Here is a 26,413-nt window from a genome sequence, read left to right as displayed (position 1 = left end):
ATGTCGTTACAAGCAAAATTTCGTCCGATTACAGAGGAAGACACTCAGCACACTATTTCGTGGCTGACCACGTCCGGCTTTTCTACGGTCTCGACTTGGGACGAACTTGAGGAGCATCGCCATTTCGAAATTCAATTTCGCGACACACCACCGGTACTTGCCTATCTGTCACAAATAGGCGAGATACTGTCAATCTCTCGCATCACGCCGCACGGAATCATGTTCTATCTCACCGACGTTCCGTTGTGGGAAAGCGATCCGAAACAAAAACAGCGAATGATCTCGGATCATGCTGATGGCTCTCTATTCTGCCCGATGAGCAACGTCATCTGCCTCAACGATTTCGGCAGTATCTACGCGGCTCGCGCCAAGAAGTAAGCCGGGGCAACAAGTCCGGGCATTGCGCGTGGATCCGTTATGCGTCGCCGATGCTCCCGCATCACGTACCGACGTGGTCCGTTGCATGCCCCGTTCACGACTTATGTTCGTTATCGCACAACTACGAAACGGCCCGCATCCACGTATCAGTTGAAAACGGTATCATGCACGCGACACCACCAGCGGAGGAATGTATGGCGACTTACAAGGATCTGAAAGCGCAGGCAGAAGCACTCGCCGAGAAAGCCGAGGCTGCACGCCTTGCTGAATTCCAAGCAGTCCTCGACGAAGTACGCGCCAAGGTCACCGAGTACGGCATCACCGAGAAAGACATTTTCGGTAGACGTCGCGGCCAGTCGGCCAAATCGACTGCGGGAGCGAAGTATCTCGATCCAAAGACTGGCGCAACATGGTCCGGCCGAGGTCGCGCGCCTGCATGGATCAAGGACGCAAAGAATCGAGATCGTTTTCTGATCAAGGAGTGATTGCTCGACGGCAGATCTCGCAGTCGAACACTGAAAGCAGCTACTTTGACGCTTGTGCAGAAAAGCCCATGGAAAATGCGCTGGTTGCTATCGACGTCGCGTGGAAGCATACCCACAAAGATGAGCCGATCAGGCTCGTCTCCACGCTTGACGGGGACCGTTACGAGGTACGCAAACTCGAATTCTATCGTGATGGCAGTGTGGGATTTGCCGACGAAACAAGGTCGTCGCCAGAAACGGGACTGGGAACAGTTCCAGCGCCTTCATTGATCGAGATCAACGCCGATCCGGAGTTCGAGGCGCAAAAGATCTCGTTGGAAGTATTCGAGGCACTATGGTCACGCTATCTTGCGCGCATCGACCACCTCTAGGAAACCTCGTCCGAGCGACAAGCACCGAAGCCGTGGTGACCGACGCGAGCTTGATCGGATTACTCGGTCTTGACGATCGACATGTAACGGCAGTGACGGCGCCACGTTCCCCGGCATCAGCTCGTCGATGCGATTGATTAGATGGCCAGCGATGTGCTCGAGCTCACCGTCGCACAATCACAGATGTCCGAGGCACATAGAAAACCCGCCGAAGCGGGTTTGGTTGCCAACAATACCTACTTACCCTTCGGTTTCGATTTAGGTGCCGGTGGTTTTTTGGCCTGAGCTAGATCGGAGCCTGCGACAGACTTCTGAGCAGGCGTGCTTTTTTTGTTGGCAAGCTGCTTACTTGCCAACGATGCGTCTTTTTTACCCGTAGTCATCAACACCTCTCCTAGAAGATGGTCAATTTTTACTACGCGGTCAATGTATGACGATTATTTCGATCTCGGCGAGTAGAGTTTACCCGGAATACGGAAGCTACTCTGCCTAAGACACCTCACCTCGTCCTGCACGTCCTCCAGCAATCCAAGCATGACGATCACGCTCCATCTGCAATGGAGCAATTTTCGTCATCCAGCGCGTCGTTTCCTTCCGATAGAATCACCTTCCCAAACCGCCTCACACGGCTCATGCAAGTCCGCAAACCCGGCCATTCCGATAATCTCCACTCACCCCTCAAATTTCGAGGGGGCGAATCTGCTGAAATATAATCGGGAGTTCGTAGACCCGCTGAGACAGCACTTGCGCTCGATTGACACATCGAAATAATCCAGCATGCTCGTAAAACGCGAGAAAGTGTCCCAGTCGCTCATCAAGATCACCTTTTGCCGCCAACGCTTTTCCGATATGCCTCCGGACATCCCCCGAACTAAATCGAGTAGAATCCTTCGATCGCGACACCGCTTGCATCAATAGCATAGCAGGACGCTTAAAATCATCACTCAGACCGATTAGCGTATTTAGACAAATTCCTCGCGTTTCTTCGTACGCCGCAGAAACATGTTCACGCAGAACAAGCGGATATTCACCCTTTTCGGTTAAAGTGATCGATTGATCTGGATTATTACGATAATACTCACGCACCTTCGCAACACACGAATTTAGAAATTGAAGCATCACGCGAGGCGTTGTGTGCCCACCAGAAAAATGAAAGTGCGTCGAAAGATAATCCGTCAAATCAATAGTTGAGGATTTTCCACCCTTCATCAGATGCGTGACCTTTCTAGGAAAGATGGCCGTAATCAAAGCCTTGAAAGCCGCATCATACATGCTCGTATTACGTGCATCATATTCGTCTCGCCTGCTCAAATTTAATTTCATGCGAATATTCAAAACGAGCATTCTGAGACTTCGCATGAGGGTGGAGGCACTCTCATCGTGATCACAGCTAGCGTCTAGAGAGCTGAGAAGTCTTTTATCTAGACGAAGAGATTCAGCGTCATATTGGAATTTAAGGCTTCGACGACCGAGGGATTCGGCCAAATTATGAAGTATACGCACCGCCATAAACTGACGAATATCTTCTTGGGACCATTTCAGCTCAGTCTTCTTCGGGTCTATCTTATCTCGACCAATTGCAGAAAAATCCAGACGCTCGAACAAATCTCGCCTCAAGAAGAGTTTCGGCTTCAACTGCGGATAGGACTGGTAGTCGCGCCAGCAATGCAGAAGGGCTTGCAAGATAGCCTTTTGCGTCTCATATTCATCACCAGCAACAAACTCATCTATTTTATCAACAAGAAGATAGGCAATGCATCTCTTTTGCTTAAGAAATGCATTAAGCTCAGACTTGATCGACGGAACATCAATTAATTGATTCTCATCGAGTTCATTGCTGGATGGGCTGGTTGTCGGCTCAATGCTCGTGTAGAAATTCGGGATAACCAGGCCCAGATGGCCGCCCTCGAGCTTCACCCCTACCGTCTTCTTGGTGTTCTTGAATAGATCAAGGATGCCCAGCTTCTGTTCGGAGTTTTTCCCGAGGATCCGAAAGAAACCATCTCGTATCGAAAGGAAGTCCTTATCATCAGAAAAATGAGTGCTGAGGGCCTCCAAGCATCTGCTCAGAAGGAATATCTCCCAAACAATGCGATGTGGAGCGTCGAGCGTGTTTACGGGGTCGCGCACTTGAGACGTGACATGCTCCTTCAGCGTCTTGTATGCAAGCTCTTCATCGATTGGAACGTAGAATTGCGCGAACTTTCCTGTTGACTTGAACTCGAGCTTCCGCGCAGTCAGAAGACGGAACAGAGCTGTCTTTCCGGTTCCCCTGTCGCCAACCACGATGGATTTGCTCTCTTCAAGAAACTCGACGACTGGAGTAATTGGGAGCATACAAGCCTCGAGCAGGGGGTCATCCTTGCCGTCCGGCTCACCAAAGTTGAATCCCGATAGCTTGGTCAGGGAAAATCTATCAGGAAGACCGTGGATACGGTTCATTAGTCGTTTTCTCGTTTTCAATGCAATTCTATCCAGCCAATGACGGAAGTCTCATGCCCCGCCTTACCCCGTGCGCGACGCTTCCACTTTTCTAAATGAGGTGCCGTCGCATTTTACACCTGCGCAGCCCTCACGCGGCGCCATTCGTTGCTCGACGCACGCCTCGAACTTGCCGGATCGTACCGAATTTGTCATTCCCGTACACGTTTAACGTCGAACGCGGAGGCACACGGCAGTTCGTTCGGAGCGAACTGTCTCGTCTGCACTACTGATCAGACAGCCCACCTAGTCGCCCACAAAATTCGTGATCTTGATACCGTCGACCAGACTGTTTGTCCGGCGCCTAACGTACCAGTTTCGTGACTAGTACGAAACTGCATCCGTTTCGACAGATCCCTCTGCCGGTGAATCAACCGTGGGCGCCTTCTTGTGACCACGACGAATGGTTGATCGTCGTGTCGCGTGCTTATTAGAGCTCACAGTCGATTTCGACTCCGGCGGAACCAATTGGGGTGGCGCCACCGGTACTTGGGTACTCTGCGCAACAGCTTGATTGGAGACGAAATATCGATAACCGAAGAATGTACATAGACCTACCAGAATCAAATTAACAACGACTAGACCTCTGATATTCCAACGACTTGTAGTTGTTGCCGTCGATCCTGATGCAACGATATTGGCGGTAGCCGTCGTCAGTTTCTTGTTGAGTTCGTTGACGATGTCATCTCGCGCAGTCAGCTTCCCCTTGAGTTCTTCCACCTTGCCAGCAGACTCTCGGATCGTTTCATTCTGTTGAACCGATATTTGCTCCAGTTGAGCAATTCGATTCGAAGCATCACGAAATCGTTCAAGTGCCTCGTCCGCCTCACGCTTAGCATCAACCTGCCTGTTGCGAGCATCTTCAACTGCCTCGTTAAGCCTGGTCACGTCCCGTTCCAGGAACTCAACAGAACGTCGGTCACTAATAACACGTCCTGCAAGAAACCCCGTCTGAAGGACGTGACGAATCCTGTTCACATGCGCCTCCTCGAGCGCGTCAGTCGTGTCTTCATCCTTGACCGAATACTCGAAAGTCTCAGGTAGTCTCACCTCGACAACCGGCATGCGTAGGCGGCGCAGCTCTTTCTGCTTGTCCACCGGAACCGCATGCGTGTGGCAAACCTCGATATACATCTCCCCTGCCCACCGCAGACTCAGCAGGCTCTTCGAAGTAAAGCGCAAGTAGACGTCAGCATAGAACGGCTCCCCCGATGTGGGGATGCTCTTCTCCGTCTCACCATGAGTAATAGTGATCTCGTGCTCACTGTCTGAGCCAAATCTGAGCCGGGTAGTTGAAAGGCCCGCGATTGCATCCTTGAACAATCGATGCGACAGGGATTCACCACCCCCACCTTGCGCATCGTCGCCTGCGTTTATATATGCGAAGAAGGCCGAGCCACCCTTCTGAACATGCTTGACGGGCTTTCGTTTCCCAGGCTTATGCCAGCTCCAATATGTCCGCCCCAACGGCTTGCCACCATACTTCGAACGCTCTCGGCTCACAGCCCACGCTGTAATTCTTCCGCTGCCGAATTCACCAACATACGCCCAAGTTTTGCTCACTGACGTGCACTCAAAAAAAGTAACGTGCCCTGCAACTATTTAAGCGTTAGTTCGATCTATCGCAAGCAATTCAGCGAACAACGCACGCTCATGGAACACGACTGCCATTCTCGAAACACTACGTGCCATAGAAACTGCGTCACGCAGCATCTGTTCACTCCAATCCGCACGCCTCGCTGCTTCGACAATTAGCGAGAGAGACGTACCCGATCGAACATCCGGGAAACGAGTAGCCAAGATCCGTCGAGCCTTCTTATCGTCGAGAACCACGCTCCCCAACCCGTCGGCTGCCAGGGCGATTGCAGCACTTTCGCCGTCGTCCAAGGTGTCCGTCGACGGGCCACTCAACAAGGTTAGATACGTCTCGTATGCTTGCTCCGACATGCGGAGGAGACTCAAGCACCCATCGTCTATTAACGGTTGCAAAGGAGCGCTCTCCGTTCGTTGGCCAGGCATGCGACGAATCTCAAATGCCGTACGCTCCTCGACCCAGCACGGCACGCCTAGCGCACGAAGCAACTCCGTCGGCCGGCCCGTACCAAGCAGGTTGAACAGCACGCTGGCGTCAAGGACCAACGGGCCGGCGGGAAACCCACTAGATGGCAAGTTCAAGCGCTTCTCCCTCGCCACCAGGGCTCACATGCTCCAGAACGTCTCGAACCGCACCCAGATCCAGTTGCAGCTTTTTCGCAATTTGCTGCTCCGATAGCAATCCCTTCTCGAACGCCTCTGCGGCCAGCAATAGCGTTCGTGGCGTGAAGCGATTTACGGCTTCGGGCTCATCTAGCTCCCGCCGGACCTCCTCAAGGTGCTGCGTCCCTAATCCTTTTGCCTTCAAGGACTCGAACGTTCCTTTGGGCAGAAGCCCCAATCCTTCGAGTCGCCTCGTCATTGCTTCGATAGACGTATGGAAGTACACCGCCATAGCGAGCAGTTGTCGAACGGAGAACTGTCCCGCAGCGTCGCGCAATTCAGCAGCCTTCTTCCTCACCGTCGTCGCCGGCATCAGCAGAGCTCGCGCGAACGCGTCACAGAACCGTTCTTCGCGGTCGGCCGAGTTCATTTCGGTCGTGTGAATGACTACACCAGACCGTCGCAGCAACGCGTGGCAAAGCTCATGAGCGATAGTGATACGCCGTCGCGCTGCGGGATGTACCGCATTCACGACAATGAATCCGCCGACCGATTCATCGTACGCGAAGGCTCCGCTTACCCGTGGAGGAAGACCACGTTCAAATACTCGTAATCCCATGTCCAGCTCAACGAGAGATATAAGATCTGGTATCGGGCCGAGACCGATACCCAAGCGCTGTCGCGTAGCGAGAGCGACATCTTCGGCCTGCTGATCTACGGACCCAGACTTACCGATCGAAATGACCGGTAGATCTGGTTGAAGCATTGCTCGCTCGAGCATAGTCTCGAGTTCCACCGACGCCGCTGCAAGCTTGTTCAGAAGCACATGTGCGATTGCACTATCAGCATCGTCACTACTCGAGTGCAGCCGAAACTTCAACTCCATGTCTAGGCTTGGCGTACCATCGGCAAGAAGCTCGCTCTCCGACACTGCATACAGTTCGGCAAACGACCTTAACTCGTCTACCGAAACAGCTCTCTTCCCACTCTCGATAGCAACCACCGTCGTGCGAGCAAAGCCAAGCTTCTGCGCCGCTACATCCTGAGTCATCTTCGCCAGCGAGCGGGCGCTTTTCAGTCGCGCCCCCAAGACTTCCGGGCGGACCTTCAATTCGATAGCCATGCTATCCCCTCGCAGTTCGTGAAATCCATGAGTTTTCGCCGCACGTAGAAAGGAACTCATCCCACTCCGCCGCGTGACAATTCAATAGCCTAGTCAAGTTACTTGTCGCATATTCGATGCCACCGTCAACGAATCGGGCCAGATCGATTGCGGCGACAGCATTCGACGCCGAGACCAAATCTGCAAGACGTTGCATGTCCCTAGCACCGTTCCTCGCAAGGTCGGAGAAGAAGCGCATCTTGACGTTGCCGTTCCCTGACCTCAAGGCAGACTCAAGAGTGTCTGCACTCAAGTCTTCGAAAAGGTATTCGGTCGCACCATCAAGATTTGCGGAATGTTCAGCTGCGCGCCGCAGCAAGCAATTTCCACATACGCCGCAGTGGAACATCCGCTCATCGCGAGACGTGAGTCGAGCATCGCATGAGCAAGAGCGGTGTCTGCCTAGAACTGCGCGTACATCCTCACCAGCATCCGCAAGCGCGCGCAGGACAGCCCCTTTCGTTTCGAAAAGCGCCGGATGATAGAACTTCACGCGTTTCCCCGTCAATGCTTCGACGAAACGCGACAGCTTGGCGGTGAACCCTGGGTAACAACTCCGATGCTTCGCCTCATGCCCGGTCACAATTAGCGATCCACCTATGCTTCCTTGACCGTTCTCGGGGATCATGACCTTGTTTGCTCCCGACTCGATCGCTCCGAGGGCGGCCAGCAAATAGAACATAAACGGGCGCGACCTGAAGCTAGGCTCAGCTCGTCGCATCGGCTTCACTGAGACCGGGACCCGCACATACTGAATATGTTCAGACGTTTTGCGCTTCAAACCATTGCCATGATCGACGCCGGAGGTACGGGCATCAGCAAAAACGCAGACCACTTCGGTATCCGGCTGCTCGCGTTGCCAGAGACGAACTTGCCCATAAGAGTCCAACCCATGGCTGAACGGAACGAACAGGAGCTCCCGGTTGCTCAGAGATATGTCGGATAGCGGTGATTGCCCCAAGGTCGGCGGACGGCCCGTACGCTCCGTAAAGGAGAATGACCACATATCCCCCGTTAAGTAGTTCAGACAATGTACGAGCGAGTCTTGAACCGATTGTTGAAGCCAAATGTTGGATCTGAAGACAGGCAGCTCAACATGCAAATAACGCCCCCAGCCCTTCGAGTGGTGACGCATGAGCTTCCGGTCAGCGAATTTGACAGCGCCGATTAGCGTCATCAGATCGTGCGCAAGGCCGTCCGATTGACGAAAGCAATACGCGGAAAGACGATCCGGACGCACCTTAATGTCGTCCCCCAACCGCACTACGTGGACCTTGGTCGACTTTCGGACGCGCCGATCCGTGACACGGAAAAATGCCGAAGGTGAATCGGCATGTGCAGTAGCTTGGTGATTCATACGCTCATGTCTAGAGGTAGATCTAGGACCTGGTCCTTGCTCAGCTTCTTGCGCGTGCGGGGAGCAGGCTCCGAAGTGAAGTCAATTTCGGCAGCTAGCTTAGTCATGGCGCGCCTTAGCTGAGTGCTCTGCCCTTCGTTAAACTGATCGGCGACACTGAGCGCGCAGTGCTCAATTCCGTGACGCGCGCAGTCGCTGATGACGGTGGCTTGGACTACGTGCTCCAGCTTATCTACCGGTCCACCATAAGCGACTTGTCGAGCGACCTCACACACACTTCTCTCAAGCGGCCGGCTCGCGCTCTGCTCAAAACTATCCACAACGGCAAGAACGCTTTCGACGCTAAATAGACTTGAGCGAGCCTCTTCGACTTTGTGAACAAGTTCAGCGAACCACGCCGGCCGCACACCTTCCTCCCATTCACGACATGAAGCTCGATGAATTTCGATCGCCGCTTCGCCTTGGTCCGGCATTTCGACTGCACGCACAGCTTTCCGCCAGTGCGGCCTCAAGGCCACCGTCGTATGTAGGTCGTCACGCATGCCTGCTCCTGGGAGGTCACACGTCTATATGCTAACCCACAAAATGACAATGTCAATTAATTTCATTATATTTTTCAGACATTGTCACATCGTGCCGCCGGAAGCAATCCGCCCCCCCCAACAATCAAGAGCGCAAAGACCCACGAAAAGCCGCTGACGAGGACCTCCCTCGGGAGAAGGCAAGCATCATCGGTCAAATCAATGACTGATATCGCAAGAGCCAGCAACATGGCAGCATGGCCTCTCACTAACGCCCCGGCACGCCCTTCACAAGCGTGTGGGCCTTCGGAGAGGGCTTGACGCGCAGCGCTTGGCCTTTGTCCTTCACAAGGTAGCCCAGCACGTGCCGCTCGAGAGCCGCCAGCTCAGCGTCATTGCGGCAGTCCAGCGCATCAAGCGCCCAGCGCCCCTGTCTGCGCAGCTGCTGCACGTCCTCACGGTCGCGTGAGTGATATACCAGTCCCAGTCCACCGGTGACACGACGCCAGCGCTGCACCACGAGCGAATACAGGCGAACCAAGCCCTGCTGACTCACCCGATCAGCATCAAACAGAAACAGCACGTGGAAATGATTGGCACGGTGACGTCCACCCACCTCCATCTTGCACACGTAAGCGACCATCGCATCGAACAGTTCCCGATCCGCGCCCTTCCTGTTCTCGAAGAAGCGTGCGCGGTCCTCCATCGCACGTCGGGAATCAATTCTCGCCCGTACTTCGAAAGAACCCGACCAGCCAGGCGCATCGAATCGATCATCAGCATGCAGCGCTTTGCTATACGCTCCCCAACAGAGACGCGGCATGGCGTCCGCCTCCACTACGGCTGACGTGCTGTAATACAAGTCCACACGCATCGGTATCAACCGCTTATCGAGTGAACGCAAGTCCACCATCAGCTCTCTTACGGAGCGCGCCTGCTCAGTCAAGCCTCCTCGCCAATCTGAGAGCTGCTTTCCGATATTACGGCGCTTTCCCTCCTGCCGGAGATCATCAATAAAGCCGTTGTACAACGCAGCTTGCTGTTTCATTGCCGTAACCGTGCGAGAAGCGTCTGTTTGCCTCAAATCAGCTATCGGATGCGTGGACAGTACATCGAAGAAAAGCTGGAAATCCGGGCTGTAATAGTAACCCGGCCAACAAAGGTCCATACACAGATCAAATTTCGGAAGAAAGCCACCCAGATGCTTGTAGTCACCTGTCAGTACCGGTGTACGGGTGGGGTACGGCTTGCAAGGATCGAATGTGAAGGGAGCGTAATCTGTATCGATGGCAATATTTATCAGATCAACCAGATCAGTATAAACATCTCCGAAGGAGTTCAGCGACCATTGTATCGCCGAAGCAACTCGATCACCATTTAAGCCTGAAGAGCAATCATTACTCGCATGAGTCACGAAGAATCACTCCATGTTGTTTGAGTCAACTCATACAGACGAGCATTAAATTATCACAATCTAATCGATCAAAATAAGGATTCGCGATATCACGCCACAGCCACAAAGCAACACCACCCTCAAATCATAGGCTTATCTACATACATCTTATTTACAGATAGAGGACGATGAAAATATTACCATCTTACTATTAGCATTACCCAATTCAGCAACACCTCATTCGCAAGGAATTCCTCACCACGAGGATGGAATATTGAAGAAGAAGCCCATCAAATAGCAACCAATCAAATTTCAGACATATGTCGAATGGAGAAATTCCGAGCAGACGTAGAGTTGAGCGTACGCCAAAGATCGATAGACGCAATACCGATTACTTCCCTCTCCAATTTTTTCGTGGACTCGCAAATACATCCAAAAATTCCAGTGATCTCTTCTGGCTCTGCACATTACTGCCAGCATTCAGCCGCCGTTTCCGGATTCGGGATAGTGCCGAATCAAAACTATCTGGCGTGAAGCGCCAGCCCGCGTTAATCAAGAGATCCAGTACCTGAGAGCGGTCATAACCACGAGCAAGTATGGCTTCAACGACGTCCGTAACCGCCGCCAGTCTCGCAGTCATGGACTTTTGCCGGCAGTCCAGAGCCCGCTCTTCAAGCAGCGCAAAAAGGCTTGCGTCAGTCAGCGCCTCGTATTCGTTGCAGCTTTGCTGGTCGTGCATGGTCGCCCCTTTCAGCAAGTTCGGACATATAGCTTACACCGACGATGCAAGGATAGTGCACGCTTACTGCACTTTCGATGCACTACGAATGTCGGCTTCGGCTCCAGGCAGGCGGCCACGCAGACGGCAGCTACCCCAACTCCGGATGTAGGGATCGCACACAATCCATGCTGGCCGGCTCAATTTTTTCTCGGAGTCTATCTCCAAGGCGGCGTCCTACAATCCCTTATAAGGTATCGAAAGGGGGCTAACTTGATCTGCTTTCGGGTGCGTACTTGACCAGGCGCACTTTCGGATGCAAGACTGCGATGTCGTTAATTTGCCGGTTGCACGATGTCATCGTCCCAGCCCCATCCAGAGCCGAGAAAGCGCAAACGGGCATCGCCACCCGACCCCGCGTATCAGTTCGCCGTAGGACGCCCCGACGAAGGCGTGATCGAGCGCACATGGCAAAAATTGCATAGCGCCAACGAGGCGTTGCTGCCGCCGTACCCATCCCATTTCGAACCCGTCTGGAACATTCGGAATGTTGTGCGGCGAATGAAGGCATTCGTCCACACCTACCGTGGTAGCGTAGAGCCATTCGTCCTTCACCTCGACGCAAGGGGAAATTCAAGCATCGTTGCCCGGTCGCCAGCACGCGCCTTGGCTGAGCTTTTCACGTCAACTTTTGCGCAAGAACTTCGCCTCATCGGCACCCTGCACCCCGACCACCGATTCCACCCCCTTTTTCAGATTTTTCTTGATACCGACAGCGAGTACGGCGGGAATAACCAGGCGGCCGTCGCGACGCGAATTGAGATCGCTTGCAATAATTACCTGTCCATATTTTGGAGACCGACAGGACTGATGGGGCACGCACTTATTGATGCACTGCAAACGCTCAACGAACTTTCAAAGACCGTTCTTGAGAAAATTCGCAGCCGCTCCGATGAGATCAAGCAGTTTGAACGCGGCGCGCAAGATACCAGAACAAGCGCCATGCAGTATGCCTATCACCTGATAATGCGTGCACCCAATCCATTTTTCGCTCATTTCACCATCCACCGCTCCTCTCATTTAGCTGGGAATGGCCCCGTCTCGTACGTCGATATTCGTAAATATTTAAGCAAATTTAGGCGATCCATAAAGAAAGACATCCCAGAATCCAATTATCTTGGGTACACCATCCTACTGAGGAACAACAAGAATATCGGGTACTGGCTAGACGGGTTCATTTACCTAAGCGATAACCTTGGACAGGCGCCTGCCGCACTCGAGGAACTGACGCAGAAATGGAACGCCACAGTCGGAGCAAAGAGAGCCGAAATAAACTGCAAGGCGTGGCCGGCTCATCCCGATAATGTGGGCGCGGCAGTTCGCGCTCTCGAGACAATAACGATTTCTACCGAACCGGATTTCTACTGCCGCACTATCCCACTGGGCGGGCATCACGCATTCTGGTGCAGTCAATCACCGGTCGGCAAGCTCGCTAAACGCACACGGACCCGAAAACGGACTGCACGAAATGCACATCGCAAAGAGCAGGCCTCCGGCAATTCATTCGTGCGCGAATTACAGATGGATGAGTTAATAGCTCACGCCGCCGAGCAATGGACCCTGGCCGCAGAAAGGAAGAAGAAAACTTTGGCGACGAGGCAAACGAAGGCTGCAAAAACACTACACCGCAAAAATAATCGCAACGATTCCGAATCGTAAGACTGTCCGCGCAGCTCATCCTTCCGTCTTTTTGCGCCTCATCATCCGGTCGACCGAGTCGAGCGGCCACGCAAGCGACCGGTTGTCCTGCTTCTCGGGAGCAACTCCACGGTAGTGGCCGTCTTCCGAGTGCCGTTTGTAGATCGTCTGCGGCTGAACGCCCAATGCAGATGCGAGCTCTTCCGTTGTCAGATGCTGACGAAGCGGATTGATCACGACCTGGGGATAACCATCGCCGGACACCATGGGGACGACGGCGATCGAACCACGGCGCGCCGCCTTAATCGCGCGACGGTCGATCTCGTCAAGTTTCTCCAGGATAAACTCAAGCGGCTGGGCCGTCTTCGCAGCATAAAGTGCTACCTCGAACGGCACATGTCCGCTCGGGTAGCCAACCATATCCTTGAAGACATCGATCCACTGCAAGCGATGGTGGACAGCGAACCGCTCTTTGATCTCGTCCTCGACGCACCAGTCGATGAACTCGATGGGCTTCATTCCGATCTCGGAATCACGTCCGCGATCTTCGCACCAGTCTTTCCATTGCTTCAGGATGGTTCGGGCCTCGTGGTATTGCCCTTCTCCGAAGCCGACTATTTCGGTGCCGTCAAGGCCAATACCGCCGCTTTTCGGTAATTCCGTGCAGCCAAGAGGCGGCTGGATACCGGACAGCAGCAACGCACCCGTTACTGGCGTCCAGCTGTCCATATCGAGATAGCCGCGCAAAGTCTCGTGCAACTTCGCGCTGAATTCGATGATTTCCTGCGGCGCCTTCTGTTGCGTCACTCCTCACCCCGCTCTGTTATATCACCGGCGGCCAATCCGGCTTACCCAAGCATCGATATCGTGCCACAACTGACGCAGATCGGAGCATGATGGCAGCAGTCCCTCACGTCGGCTTGCGGCGCTGCCAATCACTCTCCAACGCCCCTTCCGACATGGATTAAATCTGGATCTGCATTGGCCGCGAACACCTACACGACGCCTACATGGAATTTTTTGAGGATGGAGATAGACTTTGAAATACGATCTAACCCATTGATTTCACTGGCCCGCCCTACACGATTCGAACGTGTGACCTACGGCTTAGAAGGCCGTTGCTCTATCCAACTGAGCTAAGGGCGGTCGGGGAGAAAAGACACGGCCTTTCGCGGACCGTATTCGGCATCGGGCTTTCGAGTAACGCACGGCAGCGACCGCACCGCCAAACTCAAACCCCCGAAACAAAACGGGCCCGACACGAAGCCGAGCCCGAAATTATACCCGATCATCGCACCAGATCACGCGAGACCGGCCCCCCGCGGCATCAAACCGGCTGCGGATGCAGCATGAACCAGCCGAGGCAGAACACGCCGGCGATCACGCAATACACGCCGAATGACGCGAGCCGGCCGCGCCCTTCGAAATAGCGCATCAGGAACCGCACGCTCAGGTACGCGGCGATCGCCGTCAGCACGCCGCCGAGCAGCGCATCGGCGAGCTGGTCGCGCGCATGGAACAGCTTCGGCAATTCGAGCACGCCCGCGGCAAAGATGATCGGCGTGCCGAGCAGGAACGAGAATTCCGCGGCCTTTTCCGCCGTCAGCCCGGCCACGTTGCCGGCGATCATCGTCAGCCCGCTGCGCGAGAAGCCCGGAATCAACGCGCCGATCTGCGCGAGGCCCACGAAGAACGCCTGCTTGAACGTCATCTTCTCGGGCGGCTGATGCGCGCGGCTGCGCTGGATGCGATCGCCGACCCACAGCAACACGCCGTTGACGATCAACGCGATCGCGACGATCCGCAGATCGTGAAACACGCGCTCGATTCGCTTCTCGAGCAGCAGCCCGACGATGCCGGTCGGGATCGTGCCGATGATCAGCGCCCACATCAGGTGCCCGTCGTCGTTCTTGCGGCCGCCGAGCTGCGCGAAGAAGCCGCCGATCAGCGCGATCCAGCGCGCGCGGAAGTACCACAGCAGCGCCAGCGCGGTGCCGAGATGGAGCGCGACGAGGAATGGCAGCAGTTGCGGCGCGTGCTTGTCGATGTGCATGCCGAACAGCGCCGGCACGAGCAGCGTATGGCCAAGGCTGCTGACGGGGAAGAGTTCGGTAACGCCCTGCAGGACGCTCAGGAATACCAGAAACCAGAGGCTCACGCGTCGGTCCTTTTAGTGAAGATTAAGCGGGAAGGAAGGCGGACGACGCGATGCGCGTCCTGAAAAACGCGCCCCGATTATGCCGAGCCAGGATTACTGCGCCAAGGCATTTGGCAGGATATTGCGGCGCTGCACACAAACACTTGCAATTTGTAAGCGCGCAGAAAGCAAAAAGCCCGCCATTTGCATGGCGGGCCTGTCGACTTCGGCAGGAATTGCCGTCAGCGGCCGAGCTGATAGAAAAATAATACCGTGCTGCCGGTAAACATGCCGAACAGTGCGATTCCCATTGCCATTGCCAGATCCATGGCCCCCTCCACGAAGTGTCATGACCCGGCAACATCACCGGTTTAGAGGCATTATCCCGACGGTCGACCGTGTTAAAAACTCGCAATTTCCCGAGAAGGGTTTTCCCCGACCGGCCGCGGCCCGATAATGGAACGCCCGTTGCTCCCGTCACCCCGCCCAACCCGATTCGCCATGCCGATCTTCCAGCAACACGACATTCACGAACTTCACGCCGGCCCGTCGCTCGTCCGGGTCGCCCCGCAATTCGGCGGCCGCCTGCTGTCCTGGCACGTCGATGGCGAACCGGTGATCTTCTGGCCGGAAACCGCCGACTGGAGCAACCTCGCACGCGTGCGCGGCGGCAATCCGCTGCTGTTCCCGTTCCTCGGCCGCCACCGCGTCGACGGCGAGATCGGCCGCTGGCGCGACGCAGCCGGCGTCGTCCGCGACCTGCCGATGCACGGTTTCGCGCGCGATCTGCCGTTCGACGCGCACCCGTCGGCCGACGGCGCCGCGCTGTCGATGACGCTCGACGCGAACGATACGCTACGCGCGAGCTACCCGTTCGATTTCCGCTTCGAAACGACCTACCGGCTAGCCGACGCGCATACGCTGGACGTCGCGCTGACGACGACCAATCGCGGCGACACGCCGCTGCCCTATTACGCCGGCCACCATTTCTATTTCGCGCTGCCGCACGGCGAGCGGGCCGACACCGTCCTCGAGCTGCCGCCGACGCACCGTTGCCAACAGCGCGCGGACGGCTCGATCAGCCAGCCCGAACCGGGCCAGGCCCGTTATCGCCTCGACGATCCGGATATCCTCGATCGGTTTCACTGCCTCGACGGCCAGCCGTTGGCGCCGGTGCGCATCGTGATGCCGGGCCGCCGCCGCACGATCGAGATCGCGCTGGACGTGCCGGGCTCGATCCCGTGGTACGCGGTCACGACGTGGACCGAAAAGCCGGATTCGGATTTCTATTGCGTCGAACCGTGGCTCGGCCTGCCCGATGCGATCCACAACGGCCGCGGGCTGCGCATGCTCGGGCCGGGCGCGACCGAAACGGCCACGCTGCGGATCCGCGTCGCGCCGCTCGCCGGCTGATTCGACACGCGCCGAACCGGGGCGCGGCAGCCGCACCCGCGACCGAAACTGCAGTGCGCGGGTCGAACCCGTTAAAATCTGACGTTTTGTGTTGCCTGCCGCGTCATGCGCGGCGGGGTTTTGCGAGGTTCAATGTTCGGAACAACAACGAAGCGACTCTTCGCAGCCGCCTGCGCGGCCCTGCTCGTCGCGTGCGGCTCCGCGCCCGTCGGCCCCGGGTTCTATCGCGTCGAGCGTGGCGACACGCTGTACAAGATCGCGCGCGACAACCGCACGTCGGTACAGAGCATCGTGCGCTGGAACCAGATGACGAACCCCGACGCGATCGAAGTCGGCCAGGTGCTGCGCGTCGCACCGCCGCCCGGCACGACCACCGCGTCGACGCCGTCGACCACCGGCACCGGCAGCACGGGCCGCGCGCGGCCGGCCCCTTCCGCGCCGGTCGAATCGGCCGTGAAGCCGGCCACGAGCATCGCGCTGATCTGGCCGGCGGCCGGCAACGTGGTGCGCACGTTCGACGGCTCGAAATCGAAGGGCATCGACATCGCGAATTCGCCGGGCACGCCGGTGGTCGCGGCCGCGCCGGGTGTCGTGGTCTACGCCGGTAACGGGCTGCGCGGCTACGGCAACCTGATCATCCTGAAGCACAACGCCGATTACCTGACGGCCTACGCGCACAACCGCGCGCTGCTGGTGAAGGAAGGCCAGTCGGTCACGCAAGGGCAATCGATCGCGGAGATGGGCAACAGCGACAGCGATCGCGTCGCGCTGCATTTCGAGCTGCGCTATGGCGGCCGCTCGATCGATCCGTCACGCTACCTGCCGGCGCGCTGAGCGCACGACAGACGACACGCGACGCCGGCGCGCATCGCGTGCCGTCGCGTCGAAAACGGAAAAAATCGAGTCAGCGCTTGCGCAGACGTCCGGTGAAACGGCCGGACAACGGATCGACGTGACGAGCAAACACCACCAGCACCCCGATTCCAATCAGGCTGAACCCCGCAGCTATCAGAAGCAAATCCATGGTCACACCACTGTTTTGTCTTGATCTTATGCGTCATTGTGGAATCGTGCACTGAGCCTCGCCTATTGGACGAGTCCGAACATTCCCTATCAGGAAACACCATTGTGGATTCGTCTGCGTGAATTCCTGATGTAAGCCGTTCACCCGACGCCACGCTCGACACCAGGAGACCGCCCGATGCTGCCCGCCGCCGACTGCTACGACGCGCGCCTCTCCCGCTTCCAGTGGGGCATTCCGGCGCGCTACAACATCGGCGCGGACGTGTGCGACAAATGGGCAGACGGCAGCGGGCGCCTCGCGCTGATCCACGAAACGACGCAAGGCGGCGTTTTCCGCGTCACGTTCGACGACCTGAGGAATGCCTCTAACCGGCTCGCGAACAGCTTTGCGCGTGCCCGCCTGCAGCGCGGCGACCGGATCGGTACCTTTCGCGCGCGACGCCCGCCGACTGGGCATGGAGCGCGCTGCGCGACGCGTGAGCGGCCCGCCCGGCCGGATGGTTTATAGTGGCGCCACGCAGTCTTTCCAAGAAACCGATGTCCTCTGATCAACACGCCGCCGCGGGCGCGTCGCACAGCCCGCTCTACGCCAAACTCCTCGGCGAGACCGCCAAGATCGACTGGTGCGATCTCGAGCGCTTCTTCGCGCAGGGCAAGCTGCTGTCGATCGCACGCGACCTCGATCTCGTCAGCGTCGCGGAAGCCGTCGCCAGCGACGACGCCGAACAGGTCACGCGCTGGCTGTCGTCCGGCCTCGTCGCGCGCATGCCGGCCGAGACCGCCGCCGACTACGCGGCGCGCAATCCGGAGCTGTGGGCGGTCGTCGTCTCGCCGTGGGTCTGCGTGCAGGAACGCGCCTGACGCGTCCGCCATGTCCGACTCCGCGTTACCGCACGGGGACGGCGGCGCCGCGGCCGCCGTCACGCATCGGCGCGTCCTCGCGCTCGCGTTTCCGATCGTCGTCGCGAACCTGACCCAACCGATCCTCGGCGCCGTCGACACGGCCGTCGCCGGCCACCTCGACGGCGCGCAATATCTCGGCGGCGTCGCGCTCGGCGGGCTGTTCTTCAATTTCGTGTTCTGGGGCTTCGGCTTCCTGCGGATGGGGACGACCGGGCTCGTCGCGCAGGCGCATGGCGCCGGCGACGCCGCCGGGATCCGCCTGAACCTGCTGCGCGCGCTGATCGTCGCGTTCGCGCTCGGCGCCGCGGTGCTGGCGCTGCAGGTGCCGCTGCTGTCGTTCGCGCTGTCCGCGCTCGGCGGCAGCGATGCGGTCCGCGCGACGGCGCTCGCATACAGCCACGCACGGATCTGGAGCGCACCGTTCGCGCTCGCGAACTACGTGGTGCTCGGCTACCTGCTCGGCATGCAGCGCGTCCGGCTCGCGCTCGTCGCGCAGGTGTTCATCAACGCGGTGAACATCGCCGCCGTGCTGCTCTACGTGTACGGCTTCGGCTGGGGCATCGCGGGTATCGGCGCGGCGACCGCCACCGCGGACGCATGCGGCTTCGCGCTCGGCGCGTGGATGCTGTGGCGGCTGCGGCCGCGCGGCTTGGCCCCGCTCGCGGCACGTGCGCTTGCCGACCGCGTCGCGCTCAAGCGGCTGATCGCGCTCAATCGCGACATCTTCCTGCGCACGCTGTGCCTGCTCGGCGCGTTCGGCTGGTTCGCGCATCTCGGCGCGAAACAGGGCGACGCGACGCTCGCAGCGAATGCACTGCTGCTGAATTTCCAGACCTTCATGGCGTACGGCCTCGACGGCTTCGCGCATGCGGCCGAGGCGCTCGTCGGCGCGGCGGCCGGCGCGCGCGATCGCCGCGCATTCCGGCAAGCCGTGCGCGTCACGCTGTTCTGGTCGGCACTTGGCGCGCTGCTGTTCGCGCTCGTTTACTGGGCGGCGGGCGGCTGGATCGTCGCGCGCCTGACCGATCAGGTCGAGATCCGCGCCGTCGCGCTGCGCTACCTGCCGTGGGCCGCGATCTCGCCGATCGTGTCGGTCTGGGGTTTCCTGCTCGACGGCGTGTTCATCGGCGCGACGCAGACGCAATCGCTGATGCGCGCGATGGTCGTGTCGTTGTCGATCTTCATCGCGGCCACGCTCGCCGCCGTCGGCACATTCGGCAATCACGGCCTCTGGTTTGCGCTGCTCCTGTTCATGGCCGCGCGCGGCGCGACGCTCGCGCGCTACCTGCCGGCGCTGTTGCGGCGCATTGGTGCGGACCCGCAGGCCGCGTCCGCGACCCGCGCGTGACGGCGAGCGCGGCCGAGCGTTACTGCACCGGCTTCGGCGACGGCGCGTCGAGCATCGACGGCGGCGTCATGTCGGTCGGCACGCCGTGATAGTCGGCAGGATCTTCCGGTGGGTGGCCGCGGCGCGCCTGGCGAGGATCGCTGCTGCAGGCGGCAAGGAGGGATGCGGCCAGCACGGCCAGCATGAAACGGGTCATCAGGTAGAGCTCCGGAAAACGGCGCGCCCATCGCACGCCGGGACCGCGCCGAGTCTAGCGGAAATCCGGTTTCGGGGTTGCGCCGCACATGTCCTACTATGTACGCATGGCGCTGTGCCGTTGAAAGGAGGCTGCCATGTCGTCTGAAGAAATTGCGGGCCTGATCGGCCTGTTCATCGGTCTGATGGTGCTCGTCGCGCTGTCGTACTTCGAGTCGCGCGAATACAAGCGCAGCCACGAAGGCGAAGGGATGATCCACCACTGGATGGCGGAACACCATCTGCTCGACTGGCGGCGCAAGCACTGAGCGCGTCGCTGCTGCTCGGCCCTCCCCGGGCCGTCGCGAACGTGCCGCACTGCGGCACGATGAGCGTCGCGTATCGCTGAAATTATCAGGGCCGATACATATACATGCGCCAGATACACGAACGCCGTCGCGCAGCACTTGCCACGCGACGGCGTTCGCTTGCGTGCGCCGCGCCTCAGGGGCGCGATACGGTTCAGACCGCTCAGCCCAGGAAGTGGCGTGCGTAGCGTGCGTTGATGTCCGACAGGCGGAACAGCGTCAGGAAATCCGCGCAGTTGAAGTCGGGATCCCAGGCCGGTGCGCCGCAAATCTTCGCACCGAGACGCAGGTAACCCTTGATCAGCGGCGGCGGCGCGACGACGGTGCCCGTCTGCAGTTCGTCGACCGGCAGGGCCGTGTGCGGGAACGCGCGATACTCGGGCGCCGTCAGCGAGCCGGCCGACAGCGACTGGTACAGGTTGGCCGCGTAGTGGCCGCCGTCGGCCATCGACACGCTCGCGCAGCCCAGCATCGTTTCGTAGCCGTTCTGCATCATGTACGCGCCCAGGCCGCCCCACAGCGCCATGATGACGGCGCCGCTGCGGTAGTCGCTGTGCACGCACGAGCGGCCGACCTCGACCATCTTGCCGCGCAGATGCGTGAGGCGCGACAGGTCGAATTCGCCTTCGGCGTAGAGGCGGCCGACACGTGCCGCCTGGTGCGGCGGCAGCACGCGGTACGTGCCGACGACTTTCAGCGTGTCGAGATCGCGGACCAGCAGGTGGTCGCAATACGCGTCGAACGGATCGACATCGAGACCGGACGGGCCGCTGACCTGCGCGCCCATCTCTTCGGCGAACACGCTGTAGCGCAGGCGCTGGGCTTCGCGCAATTCGTCTTCCGTACGCGCCCATGCGGCGCGCAGGCGATACTCCGATGTGACGGTTTCACTGGCGCGCGGCAGGTGGCGCCGCGACATGTCGAGGGGCAGCGAGGCAAAAGGGAGCGTAGGCGTCGGCAGTTCTCGCATTAGGCTTTCCTGATCGTAAGGAATAGGACGACATGCCCGCCAATGTAGTAACCGGCCGTGACCGTTATGTGGCACGACCGTGTCTTTTCAATGACGTGTCGCCGAATTGACTTTAGCAGAAAGCTTGCGAAACCGTACGATCAATCCCTTCAAACCCATTCAGGCGGGCTTCACACCAGTTCGGGCGTCAGCACCGCGCGCAGCACGGCCTGCCGGCTGCCGTCGCGCGTGCGGCTCGCGAGCCACACGATTCCGCCCTTCTTGACGCTCCAGCTGTCGTCGCCGCCGACGATCAATTGCGCGGCGACGCTGCCGAGCGTCGGCTGGTGGCCGACGATCACGACCGTCGGCGCGATGCCTTCCGGCCAGCCGGCCGCCGCGAGCACATCGTCGACGCTGCCGCCCGGCGCGAGTGCGTCGACGGTCCGGTACTGGTCGGTCAGCGCCTCGACGGTCTGCACGGTGCGCGCCGCCGGGCTCGCGAGGATCACGGTATTCGTCTCCAGCCGGCCGCGCAGCCATTTGGCCATTGCCTGCGCGTCCTTGCGGCCGCGCACGGTCAGCTGGCGCGCGAGATCGCTCGCCGCGTAGTCTTCGGCTTCGGCGTGGCGCCACAGGATCAGATTCATCATGATGTTCTCCTTGCTTCGGCGAGCGGCCGCGCGCGCATGCGCTCGGGCCGGCCGATCATCATGGGAATTGTCGCAAATCGCGGGCGGTTCGCGGTCGCGACATTTACCCGCATATCGTGATTGACCGGATCGGCCATTCGACGTTATTATCTTTGGCTCGTCGGAGCGTAGCGCAGCCTGGTAGCGCATCTGATTTGGGATCAGAGGGTCGTAGGTTCGAATCCTATCGCTCCGACCAAAGGAATCAAGGGGTTACATGCCAAAAGCGTGTAACCCCTTTTTCTTTATTCGGCTCATGTAACCACCATGTAACCCGATCTAGCCTAGCTCAATCTGGACCTTCTCACTCGACAGCAACAGGCCAAACGGTGAAGTTCGAGCGGTCCCGTTCGCTCCGCTGGGAAATCCGACGAAAGGGACGTAGCGTATCCGTTCAGTGCGGAACGATGAAAGCCTTCGTCACGAGGGCTGCGACACTAGAGTCAGGCTGTCGAAGAGCGGAAACAGTGATGCCGGCCGAACCATCCGGCATACAACCCTCAAGCGGCGGATCAAACTGCAAAGTAGCTGTGCCACGCAGCTGCAAGCCGCTCCACTGAACCTCACGGCGGTCGTTCACCTGCCTGATCGTTTGTCCGATCAGCTTGCTTCCCTTCGGAATGGCAACGTTGCCAAAACGGTCATAGACGTTGAGCGACACGATGCCGATCATCATGCCGCCAATTCCGGGATCGCCCGTTTCCAAGCCAACAACGATGGGAGTGCCCTCCGTGATTTCATACGGCCGGATGTGATGGAATTTCGCCACGATGGGTGCGTCCGGATCCGTGCCATCGTTGGCTTGGGCCCGCGCTTCATCCGAGAGCATCAACATCACCACGCACGAGAGGATGATCAGGGGCAACTTCACGGCGAACTTTTCCGTTGCTGAGGGGTGGGTGCCAGCCACATGCGAGTAAATACAGTGTCTTGATCCGATCATACGAGACTCGATATCAGGTGACAGCCACATGTGGCACGATGGCCGTGACGCGCGATTGGAAGGCCGTCATCCATCATCGATGCGTCGCCCTCTTCGATGACGTTGGGTGATACTTCAGGATGCTGAGGGCACGACACATAGTCGCCTTTTCGTGCGACGTAGCGGCCGTCAAAAGACATTGTCGAAGAGGCCGTAATCACCTTGCCTTCGTGGTCAGTGCCATCGTGAAGGCGGATTAAATTTATCATGATATTTCGTCTTGACAAAAAAATGATCCTAATTTTCTGTTTTACAAGAGGAGAATGAATTTGGGATGGCGACCATCTTAATATTTTCGTCGAGAATGAATTTCCGCTCCCGGCACTCGGCAGGTTTTCCGTTTGATGCATCGATATAGTATTTTGCGACAAGCATCTTGCTGTCTGCCTTGCTTAGCAATTCGGTGATATATGATCTGCCATCCCGGGTTTTGTTAGGCGTCTTGCCGTTTGACGAAAACATATCCAGGGAGTTTAAATCCTTTCCCGTTGAAAGGTCTGAGAAAGTGTAGTAACGACACTCCATGCCGCAACTATGGACCCCGATGTGATATTTTCCTGCGAAATTTATTACAGGAGGCGCCACTAGCTTGCCATCATCATCTCGCCAGCCGGAATCGGTTTTTTTGTAATACTTTGGTATATGCAGGGAACCTCGATAAAGAGCGGAAGGATGATTTGCGAAATCGATATCCTGCCCCCAGCACAGAGCATGGCTCATTGCTGCAACCACAATGGCAAATTTCAGTAAAATATCGCTCTTCATTGTTCGTTTTTTATTTAATCAAATCATCAAGACCGCCAACAGGAACTGCAAGATCACTATTTCCCTCCAGCTCGTCCGCCACATATTTTTCAAAATGCTCCTTCACCGATCTCATGTTGACGCCACCTTGACCATACTGATCGCCTGGCAGACTGGCCCACTCATTATTGGCGTGATGCGTGAAAATTGCTCGTTCCAAGTCCGCATTTTTCACATCATCGAGACAATTTCGTTTGTATTTCATGATCGCAACAATATACCTATCTTGAGAAATTGGCGAGAAATCTTTGACCTTTGCCAATCTTCTGTAGGTTTGCCCCTCTTCCGGGAACCAGTTATACCCCATGATCTGATAGGCGCCGGCAGCCGACGACGTTATGCTCTTTCCGTTATGTTCTCGGGTGATATATATCTTCGGATGGTCGCTAAAATCTCGATGATAATCTTTGATGAAAGATTGGCCGCCATATAGTCTCTCATATCCTTCCGGCCCCTCGGTGCCTTCCCCGACTCGAAGCATTCGCAAGAATGCGCGCACTCTAGCTTCTTCTAGAGTAATGCCAATCCCGCTAAGGCCGCAGAAATTACCTATAATCCCAATCGGATGGAAATGCCACGGATTTGGATCACCAGGAAACCCGTCCACTTTTTTCGCAGCGACCTCCTCCCACCATTGGAGCTTCCCGATGCGTTCGATTTCGGCCTTCCACAACCACAGTAGCTTCTTCATTAATGGCGATAACTCCTCCCATTTCCCCAAGCCACCGCCCCATTCACTTTCACAACGCACGATGAGGTGGGAAAGCGCTTCCGCCGACCAATCTACTTCTTGCGCATGTTTCAATTCTTGTGCAGTCACCTTGCCGTCGTGGTTTGCATCGAGGGCCTTCTCCAGCTTTGCGATAAGTGGGCTCGCATTGACCGTTGCCGCGCTTGTTTCGAATTCCGTCTTGCTCTCATCGGCGAGAAATTGCTCTCCGACGTGGATGTAACGTTTGAACATGTCCACGGGCTTGATACTGCTGTTGTCAACACGTTCGAAGCCGGGCCAGTCCCACGGCCCGCACATTTGCACGAGCGGGTGGTCCTGTTCACATACCCATCCTTCGCGAGTGCTGCCGTCCTTCGTCCCTATCTTCACGTAGTACCAACGGCGATCCTTGTCGTCTTTCGCGAAGTTGGTTGCACCGCTCTTATCCAACTCGCTCACGCGGAACACATCGCGAAAGTCCGCACCAGGCCCTTTGGCATTTGAGAAGCTCAGCGGGAAATCCTTCCAGCCAGGCACGATTGTCGTGGTCGTCGTGTTGGCAAAATTACTTTCGACCCAAACGGGGGCACCGGCATCGTTGTAAACGGGTTTCGTATGGCGTCCGCCATGAACGGGGGCTGCTGTTTTAGGCTGCACCTTGATCCATTTGCCCTTCGCGTCGCGGGAGAGAGGGACAAGCTTTACGCCGGGCTGCAGTTTTTGGTCCGCATCGGGGAGGTCTGCGATGAGTCGAGCGCCTGGTGAGATCTCTAGAAACGCTTTGGACTTGGGTAGCTGCTTGGCGCGTTCGCGGCTTTTATCGATGAATGCCTCGAGCTCAGGACCCGCGAATACCTCCAAATGCAGCAGCGGCCGCGTTGGCTTCGCCGGCAACAGCTTCGCGTCTGGGTAACGCAGATAGTGACCCAACTGGCCGATCACATCGCCGGCGTTCACCCACTTGGGTTCTTTGAGCACGACGATCGTATCCAGCGGCTTCGGATCGACGATCAGGTCAAGCTCCTTCTCAAATACGTATCCGAAGGGTGCATGCGGGGATACGGAATCACCGACGACGGCTGCCACCGGCTTCCCCGACTTGATTGCGCTGATTTTGACCCAGCCAGGACTTGCTTTTGCCTTCTCATCCGTAGCTGAGACGGTTAATTCTGTTCCCCTCGGCAAGATGCCGATGATCTTGCCGTTGGGTAGATCTCGGATGCGCAGGCCAACGATCGGGGCCGGCTGAGGCGTCGGGGTGGGAGTATCCTTGGGATCTGGTTTGAGTTGTGGTGGCGTTTTGAAATTGCTCTTGATGAAATCACCCAACACATCCTCACTGATCGTGTCTTTCAGCGAAGGCATCGGGATTTTCGGAAGTGGAACGCCTTGCGGATCCTTGGCTTTGTCACCGACACGATAGTACCGATCGCCTTCCCAATACGGCATCGCGTCCATGTTCAGCTTCGACGGATCGACTTGGGCGACCTTCGCTTGTTCTTTAGCCGATAGATAGCTGTCGTGATCCATCGTGTGCATGTACAGGCTGAAGAAGGTCAATACTTCGCCTGGTGCCGGTTTATTTGTGGTCGTTGGAGCAGTCGCTACTGGCGATGGCGTCGGCGGCGGAGCAGAATTTGATGAGGATGCTGGTTGGGCAGCCGAATTCTTGCTCGTGGCCGCATCCGTCTTCGACGGTTGCGACGGAGATGGCGGCGGCGGTAGTTGCAGGCGGTGGCGAACCAGCACGAAACCGGTCGAATACAGCGCGTGACGGCCGTCCTGATAATCTTGTTCGGGATACTTGCTGTCGAGCCGGTATGCGACGACTTCGCCATCGGCGATCGCGCGGAAGCCTTCATCTTGCTTCAGTTGGACGGCTGTGTTCTGGTCAAAGTGCACGCCTCCGTGCCACATACCGTTTGCGCCGAGCGGATAGAACCCGTCCTCCGCCGTCGCTAGCGCCTTCATGTACGTCATTGGTTTGTCCGCCCCGTCGGTATCGACCGGGGTAAACGGATAGGCCCACTTCAGGGGCTTGTAACTCGGTGCAGCGGTAGTCTGCGTTGCCCCCGGTGCGTTTGGCGCAGCTTTCGGTTTTGCGGGCGCGGGACCTTTCGCGGAATGATGGTTCGTGCTCATGTTTCT

General features: G+C 57.6%; 27 protein-coding genes, 2 tRNA genes and 1 pseudogene. 12 read left to right on the top strand and 18 right to left on the bottom strand.

Annotated elements, in window-relative coordinates; all coding sequences use genetic code 11:
* The 4 genes from KR541_RS06310 to KR541_RS06295 all read left to right on the top strand — a co-directional run bounded on the left by KR541_RS06310 (position 1) and on the right by KR541_RS06295 (position 1,519).
* A complete protein-coding gene (locus KR541_RS06310) occupies positions 1-378 on the top strand; it encodes a hypothetical protein (RefSeq protein ID WP_060733577.1) in 378 nt (125 codons plus the stop codon).
* Positions 379-572: 194 nt separating this feature from the next.
* Entirely contained in the window at positions 573-863 is a 291-nt protein-coding gene (locus KR541_RS06305; RefSeq protein WP_216089422.1) for an H-NS histone family protein, read from the top strand.
* Between the two features lie 68 nt (positions 864-931).
* Entirely contained in the window at positions 932-1,234 is a 303-nt protein-coding gene (locus KR541_RS06300; protein ID WP_252996646.1) for a DUF6881 domain-containing protein, read from the top strand.
* A 141-nt stretch (positions 1,235-1,375) separates the two neighbouring features.
* Positions 1,376-1,519 carry a hypothetical protein gene (locus tag KR541_RS06295; RefSeq protein WP_216089421.1) on the top strand — a complete coding sequence of 48 codons (144 nt, stop codon included), beginning with the start codon at positions 1,376-1,378 and terminating at the stop codon, positions 1,517-1,519.
* 393 nt (positions 1,520-1,912) lie between these two features.
* Here KR541_RS06295 and KR541_RS06290 read toward each other — a convergent pair whose 3' ends face one another.
* The 8 genes from KR541_RS06290 to KR541_RS06260 form a co-directional block, all read right to left on the bottom strand.
* Complete coding sequence (locus KR541_RS06290) at positions 1,913-3,676, bottom strand: P-loop ATPase, Sll1717 family (RefSeq protein WP_216089420.1); 1,764 nt, start codon at positions 3,674-3,676, stop codon at positions 1,913-1,915.
* A gap of 363 nt (positions 3,677-4,039) precedes the next feature.
* Positions 4,040-5,278 (bottom strand): hypothetical protein, encoded by a 1,239-nt coding sequence (locus tag KR541_RS06285; protein ID WP_216089419.1) that lies wholly within the window; start codon positions 5,276-5,278, stop codon positions 4,040-4,042.
* Between the two features lie 39 nt (positions 5,279-5,317).
* Positions 5,318-5,908, bottom strand: coding sequence for a PIN domain-containing protein (locus tag KR541_RS37105; protein ID WP_486194682.1), 591 nt, complete (start codon positions 5,906-5,908; stop codon positions 5,318-5,320).
* A complete protein-coding gene (locus KR541_RS06280; RefSeq protein WP_216089418.1) occupies positions 5,874-7,034 on the bottom strand; it encodes a helix-turn-helix domain-containing protein in 1,161 nt (386 codons plus the stop codon). The genes KR541_RS37105 and KR541_RS06280 overlap by 35 nt, the downstream gene beginning before the upstream one ends.
* Position 7,035: 1 nt before the next feature.
* Complete coding sequence (locus tag KR541_RS06275) at positions 7,036-8,430, bottom strand: adenine nucleotide alpha hydrolase family protein (RefSeq protein ID WP_216089417.1); 1,395 nt, start codon at positions 8,428-8,430, stop codon at positions 7,036-7,038.
* The gene (locus tag KR541_RS06270; RefSeq protein WP_216089416.1) at positions 8,427-8,972 is read right to left on the bottom strand and encodes a hypothetical protein; all 546 of its coding nucleotides are present in this window, start codon (positions 8,970-8,972) and stop codon (positions 8,427-8,429) included. Before KR541_RS06270 ends, KR541_RS06275 begins: the two co-directional genes overlap by 4 nt.
* Before the next feature lie 247 nt (positions 8,973-9,219).
* Positions 9,220-10,365, bottom strand: coding sequence for an inovirus-type Gp2 protein (locus KR541_RS06265; protein WP_216089415.1), 1,146 nt, complete (start codon positions 10,363-10,365; stop codon positions 9,220-9,222).
* Between the two features lie 370 nt (positions 10,366-10,735).
* On the bottom strand, positions 10,736-11,083 hold the full coding sequence (locus tag KR541_RS06260) for a hypothetical protein (protein ID WP_216089414.1): 348 nt from the start codon (positions 11,081-11,083) through the stop codon (positions 10,736-10,738).
* Between the two features lie 333 nt (positions 11,084-11,416).
* Between KR541_RS06260 and KR541_RS06255 the strand changes: the two genes are divergently transcribed.
* A complete protein-coding gene (locus KR541_RS06255; protein WP_216089413.1) occupies positions 11,417-12,781 on the top strand; it encodes a hypothetical protein in 1,365 nt (454 codons plus the stop codon).
* 15 nt (positions 12,782-12,796) lie between these two features.
* On the opposite strand, the gene KR541_RS06250 is transcribed toward KR541_RS06255, so the two are convergent.
* From KR541_RS06250 to KR541_RS06240, 3 genes are all read right to left on the bottom strand, one after another.
* A complete protein-coding gene (locus KR541_RS06250; protein ID WP_216089412.1) occupies positions 12,797-13,567 on the bottom strand; it encodes a hypothetical protein in 771 nt (256 codons plus the stop codon).
* Between the two features lie 262 nt (positions 13,568-13,829).
* A tRNA-Arg gene (locus KR541_RS06245) sits at positions 13,830-13,906 on the bottom strand.
* A gap of 181 nt (positions 13,907-14,087) precedes the next feature.
* Positions 14,088-14,918 (bottom strand): undecaprenyl-diphosphate phosphatase, encoded by an 831-nt coding sequence (locus KR541_RS06240; RefSeq protein ID WP_050013665.1) that lies wholly within the window; start codon positions 14,916-14,918, stop codon positions 14,088-14,090.
* 480 nt (positions 14,919-15,398) lie between these two features.
* Between KR541_RS06240 and KR541_RS06235 the strand changes: the two genes are divergently transcribed.
* From KR541_RS06235 to KR541_RS06215, 5 genes and pseudogenes are all read left to right on the top strand, one after another.
* Positions 15,399-16,310, top strand: coding sequence for an aldose epimerase family protein (locus tag KR541_RS06235; protein WP_124630009.1), 912 nt, complete (start codon positions 15,399-15,401; stop codon positions 16,308-16,310).
* A gap of 132 nt (positions 16,311-16,442) precedes the next feature.
* The gene (locus KR541_RS06230; protein WP_050013663.1) at positions 16,443-17,144 is read left to right on the top strand and encodes a peptidoglycan DD-metalloendopeptidase family protein; all 702 of its coding nucleotides are present in this window, start codon (positions 16,443-16,445) and stop codon (positions 17,142-17,144) included.
* A 367-nt stretch (positions 17,145-17,511) separates the two neighbouring features.
* Positions 17,512-17,784 (top strand): annotated as a pseudogene (locus KR541_RS06225) (AMP-dependent synthetase); the annotation flags it as partial.
* A gap of 86 nt (positions 17,785-17,870) precedes the next feature.
* Complete coding sequence (locus KR541_RS06220) at positions 17,871-18,194, top strand: DUF2288 domain-containing protein (protein ID WP_050013661.1); 324 nt, start codon at positions 17,871-17,873, stop codon at positions 18,192-18,194.
* Between the two features lie 10 nt (positions 18,195-18,204).
* Positions 18,205-19,584, top strand: a complete 1,380-nt coding sequence (locus tag KR541_RS06215; RefSeq protein ID WP_124640438.1) for an MATE family efflux transporter — start codon at positions 18,205-18,207, stop codon at positions 19,582-19,584.
* Positions 19,585-19,603: 19 nt separating this feature from the next.
* Here the strand turns inward: KR541_RS06215 and KR541_RS06210 are convergent, their stop codons facing one another.
* Entirely contained in the window at positions 19,604-19,780 is a 177-nt protein-coding gene (locus tag KR541_RS06210) for a hypothetical protein (RefSeq protein ID WP_089467143.1), read from the bottom strand.
* A gap of 136 nt (positions 19,781-19,916) precedes the next feature.
* Between KR541_RS06210 and KR541_RS06205 the strand changes: the two genes are divergently transcribed.
* Positions 19,917-20,087, top strand: coding sequence for a hypothetical protein (locus KR541_RS06205; protein WP_006476323.1), 171 nt, complete (start codon positions 19,917-19,919; stop codon positions 20,085-20,087).
* A gap of 202 nt (positions 20,088-20,289) precedes the next feature.
* Here KR541_RS06205 and KR541_RS06200 read toward each other — a convergent pair whose 3' ends face one another.
* Complete coding sequence (locus KR541_RS06200; RefSeq protein WP_124594931.1) at positions 20,290-21,096, bottom strand: GNAT family N-acetyltransferase; 807 nt, start codon at positions 21,094-21,096, stop codon at positions 20,290-20,292.
* A gap of 170 nt (positions 21,097-21,266) precedes the next feature.
* On the bottom strand, positions 21,267-21,728 hold the full coding sequence (gene sixA, locus KR541_RS06190) for a phosphohistidine phosphatase SixA (protein ID WP_050013658.1): 462 nt from the start codon (positions 21,726-21,728) through the stop codon (positions 21,267-21,269).
* A gap of 161 nt (positions 21,729-21,889) precedes the next feature.
* Between sixA and KR541_RS06185 the strand changes: the two genes are divergently transcribed.
* Positions 21,890-21,966, top strand: a tRNA-Pro gene (locus KR541_RS06185).
* A gap of 195 nt (positions 21,967-22,161) precedes the next feature.
* Here KR541_RS06185 and KR541_RS06180 read toward each other — a convergent pair.
* The 4 genes from KR541_RS06180 to KR541_RS06165 form a co-directional block, all read right to left on the bottom strand.
* Positions 22,162-22,638, bottom strand: a complete 477-nt coding sequence (locus KR541_RS06180) for a TraB/TrbI/VirB10 family type IV secretion system protein (protein ID WP_179233128.1) — start codon at positions 22,636-22,638, stop codon at positions 22,162-22,164.
* 68 nt (positions 22,639-22,706) lie between these two features.
* Complete coding sequence (locus KR541_RS06175) at positions 22,707-22,958, bottom strand: PAAR domain-containing protein (RefSeq protein ID WP_080334308.1); 252 nt, start codon at positions 22,956-22,958, stop codon at positions 22,707-22,709.
* Between the two features lie 28 nt (positions 22,959-22,986).
* Positions 22,987-23,514, bottom strand: coding sequence for a hypothetical protein (locus KR541_RS06170; RefSeq protein WP_235356246.1), 528 nt, complete (start codon positions 23,512-23,514; stop codon positions 22,987-22,989).
* 10 nt (positions 23,515-23,524) lie between these two features.
* Positions 23,525-26,407 carry a glycoside hydrolase family 24 protein gene (locus tag KR541_RS06165; RefSeq protein ID WP_080334307.1) on the bottom strand — a complete coding sequence of 961 codons (2,883 nt, stop codon included), beginning with the start codon at positions 26,405-26,407 and terminating at the stop codon, positions 23,525-23,527.
* Positions 26,408-26,413 lie beyond the last annotated feature (6 nt).

The sequence above is a fragment of the Burkholderia sola genome (assembly GCF_905400185.1).
GTDB lineage: Bacteria > Pseudomonadota > Gammaproteobacteria > Burkholderiales > Burkholderiaceae > Burkholderia > Burkholderia sola.
This window is presented reverse-complemented; position numbering and strand designations above follow the sequence as displayed.

Bases quoted from the DNA above. Each gene is read 5' to 3' on its own strand.
- KR541_RS06230 (WP_050013663.1), top strand. From the start codon at position 16,443: ATGTTCGGAACAACAACGAAGCGACTCTTCGCAGCCGCCTGCGCGGCC.
- KR541_RS06220 (WP_050013661.1), top strand. From the start codon at position 17,871: ATGTCCTCTGATCAACACGCCGCCGCGGGCGCGTCGCACAGCCCGCTC.
- KR541_RS06275 (WP_216089417.1), bottom strand. From the start codon at position 8,430: ATGAATCACCAAGCTACTGCACATGCCGATTCACCTTCGGCATTTTTC.
- KR541_RS06305 (WP_216089422.1), top strand. From the start codon at position 573: ATGGCGACTTACAAGGATCTGAAAGCGCAGGCAGAAGCACTCGCCGAG.
- KR541_RS06280 (WP_216089418.1), bottom strand. From the start codon at position 7,034: ATGGCTATCGAATTGAAGGTCCGCCCGGAAGTCTTGGGGGCGCGACTG.
- KR541_RS06205 (WP_006476323.1), top strand. From the start codon at position 19,917: ATGTCGTCTGAAGAAATTGCGGGCCTGATCGGCCTGTTCATCGGTCTG.
- KR541_RS06270 (WP_216089416.1), bottom strand. From the start codon at position 8,972: ATGCGTGACGACCTACATACGACGGTGGCCTTGAGGCCGCACTGGCGG.
- KR541_RS06300 (WP_252996646.1), top strand. From the start codon at position 932: ATGGAAAATGCGCTGGTTGCTATCGACGTCGCGTGGAAGCATACCCAC.
- KR541_RS06170 (WP_235356246.1), bottom strand. From the start codon at position 23,514: ATGAAGAGCGATATTTTACTGAAATTTGCCATTGTGGTTGCAGCAATG.
- KR541_RS06295 (WP_216089421.1), top strand. From the start codon at position 1,376: ATGGCCAGCGATGTGCTCGAGCTCACCGTCGCACAATCACAGATGTCC.
- KR541_RS06210 (WP_089467143.1), bottom strand. From the start codon at position 19,780: ATGACCCGTTTCATGCTGGCCGTGCTGGCCGCATCCCTCCTTGCCGCC.
- KR541_RS06215 (WP_124640438.1), top strand. From the start codon at position 18,205: ATGTCCGACTCCGCGTTACCGCACGGGGACGGCGGCGCCGCGGCCGCC.
- KR541_RS06165 (WP_080334307.1), bottom strand. From the start codon at position 26,407: ATGAGCACGAACCATCATTCCGCGAAAGGTCCCGCGCCCGCAAAACCG.
- sixA (WP_050013658.1), bottom strand. From the start codon at position 21,728: ATGATGAATCTGATCCTGTGGCGCCACGCCGAAGCCGAAGACTACGCG.
- KR541_RS06175 (WP_080334308.1), bottom strand. From the start codon at position 22,958: ATGATAAATTTAATCCGCCTTCACGATGGCACTGACCACGAAGGCAAG.
- KR541_RS06200 (WP_124594931.1), bottom strand. From the start codon at position 21,096: ATGCGAGAACTGCCGACGCCTACGCTCCCTTTTGCCTCGCTGCCCCTC.
- KR541_RS06235 (WP_124630009.1), top strand. From the start codon at position 15,399: ATGCCGATCTTCCAGCAACACGACATTCACGAACTTCACGCCGGCCCG.
- KR541_RS06310 (WP_060733577.1), top strand. From the start codon at position 1: ATGTCGTTACAAGCAAAATTTCGTCCGATTACAGAGGAAGACACTCAG.
- KR541_RS06290 (WP_216089420.1), bottom strand. From the start codon at position 3,676: ATGAACCGTATCCACGGTCTTCCTGATAGATTTTCCCTGACCAAGCTA.
- KR541_RS06255 (WP_216089413.1), top strand. From the start codon at position 11,417: ATGTCATCGTCCCAGCCCCATCCAGAGCCGAGAAAGCGCAAACGGGCA.
- KR541_RS06260 (WP_216089414.1), bottom strand. From the start codon at position 11,083: ATGCACGACCAGCAAAGCTGCAACGAATACGAGGCGCTGACTGACGCA.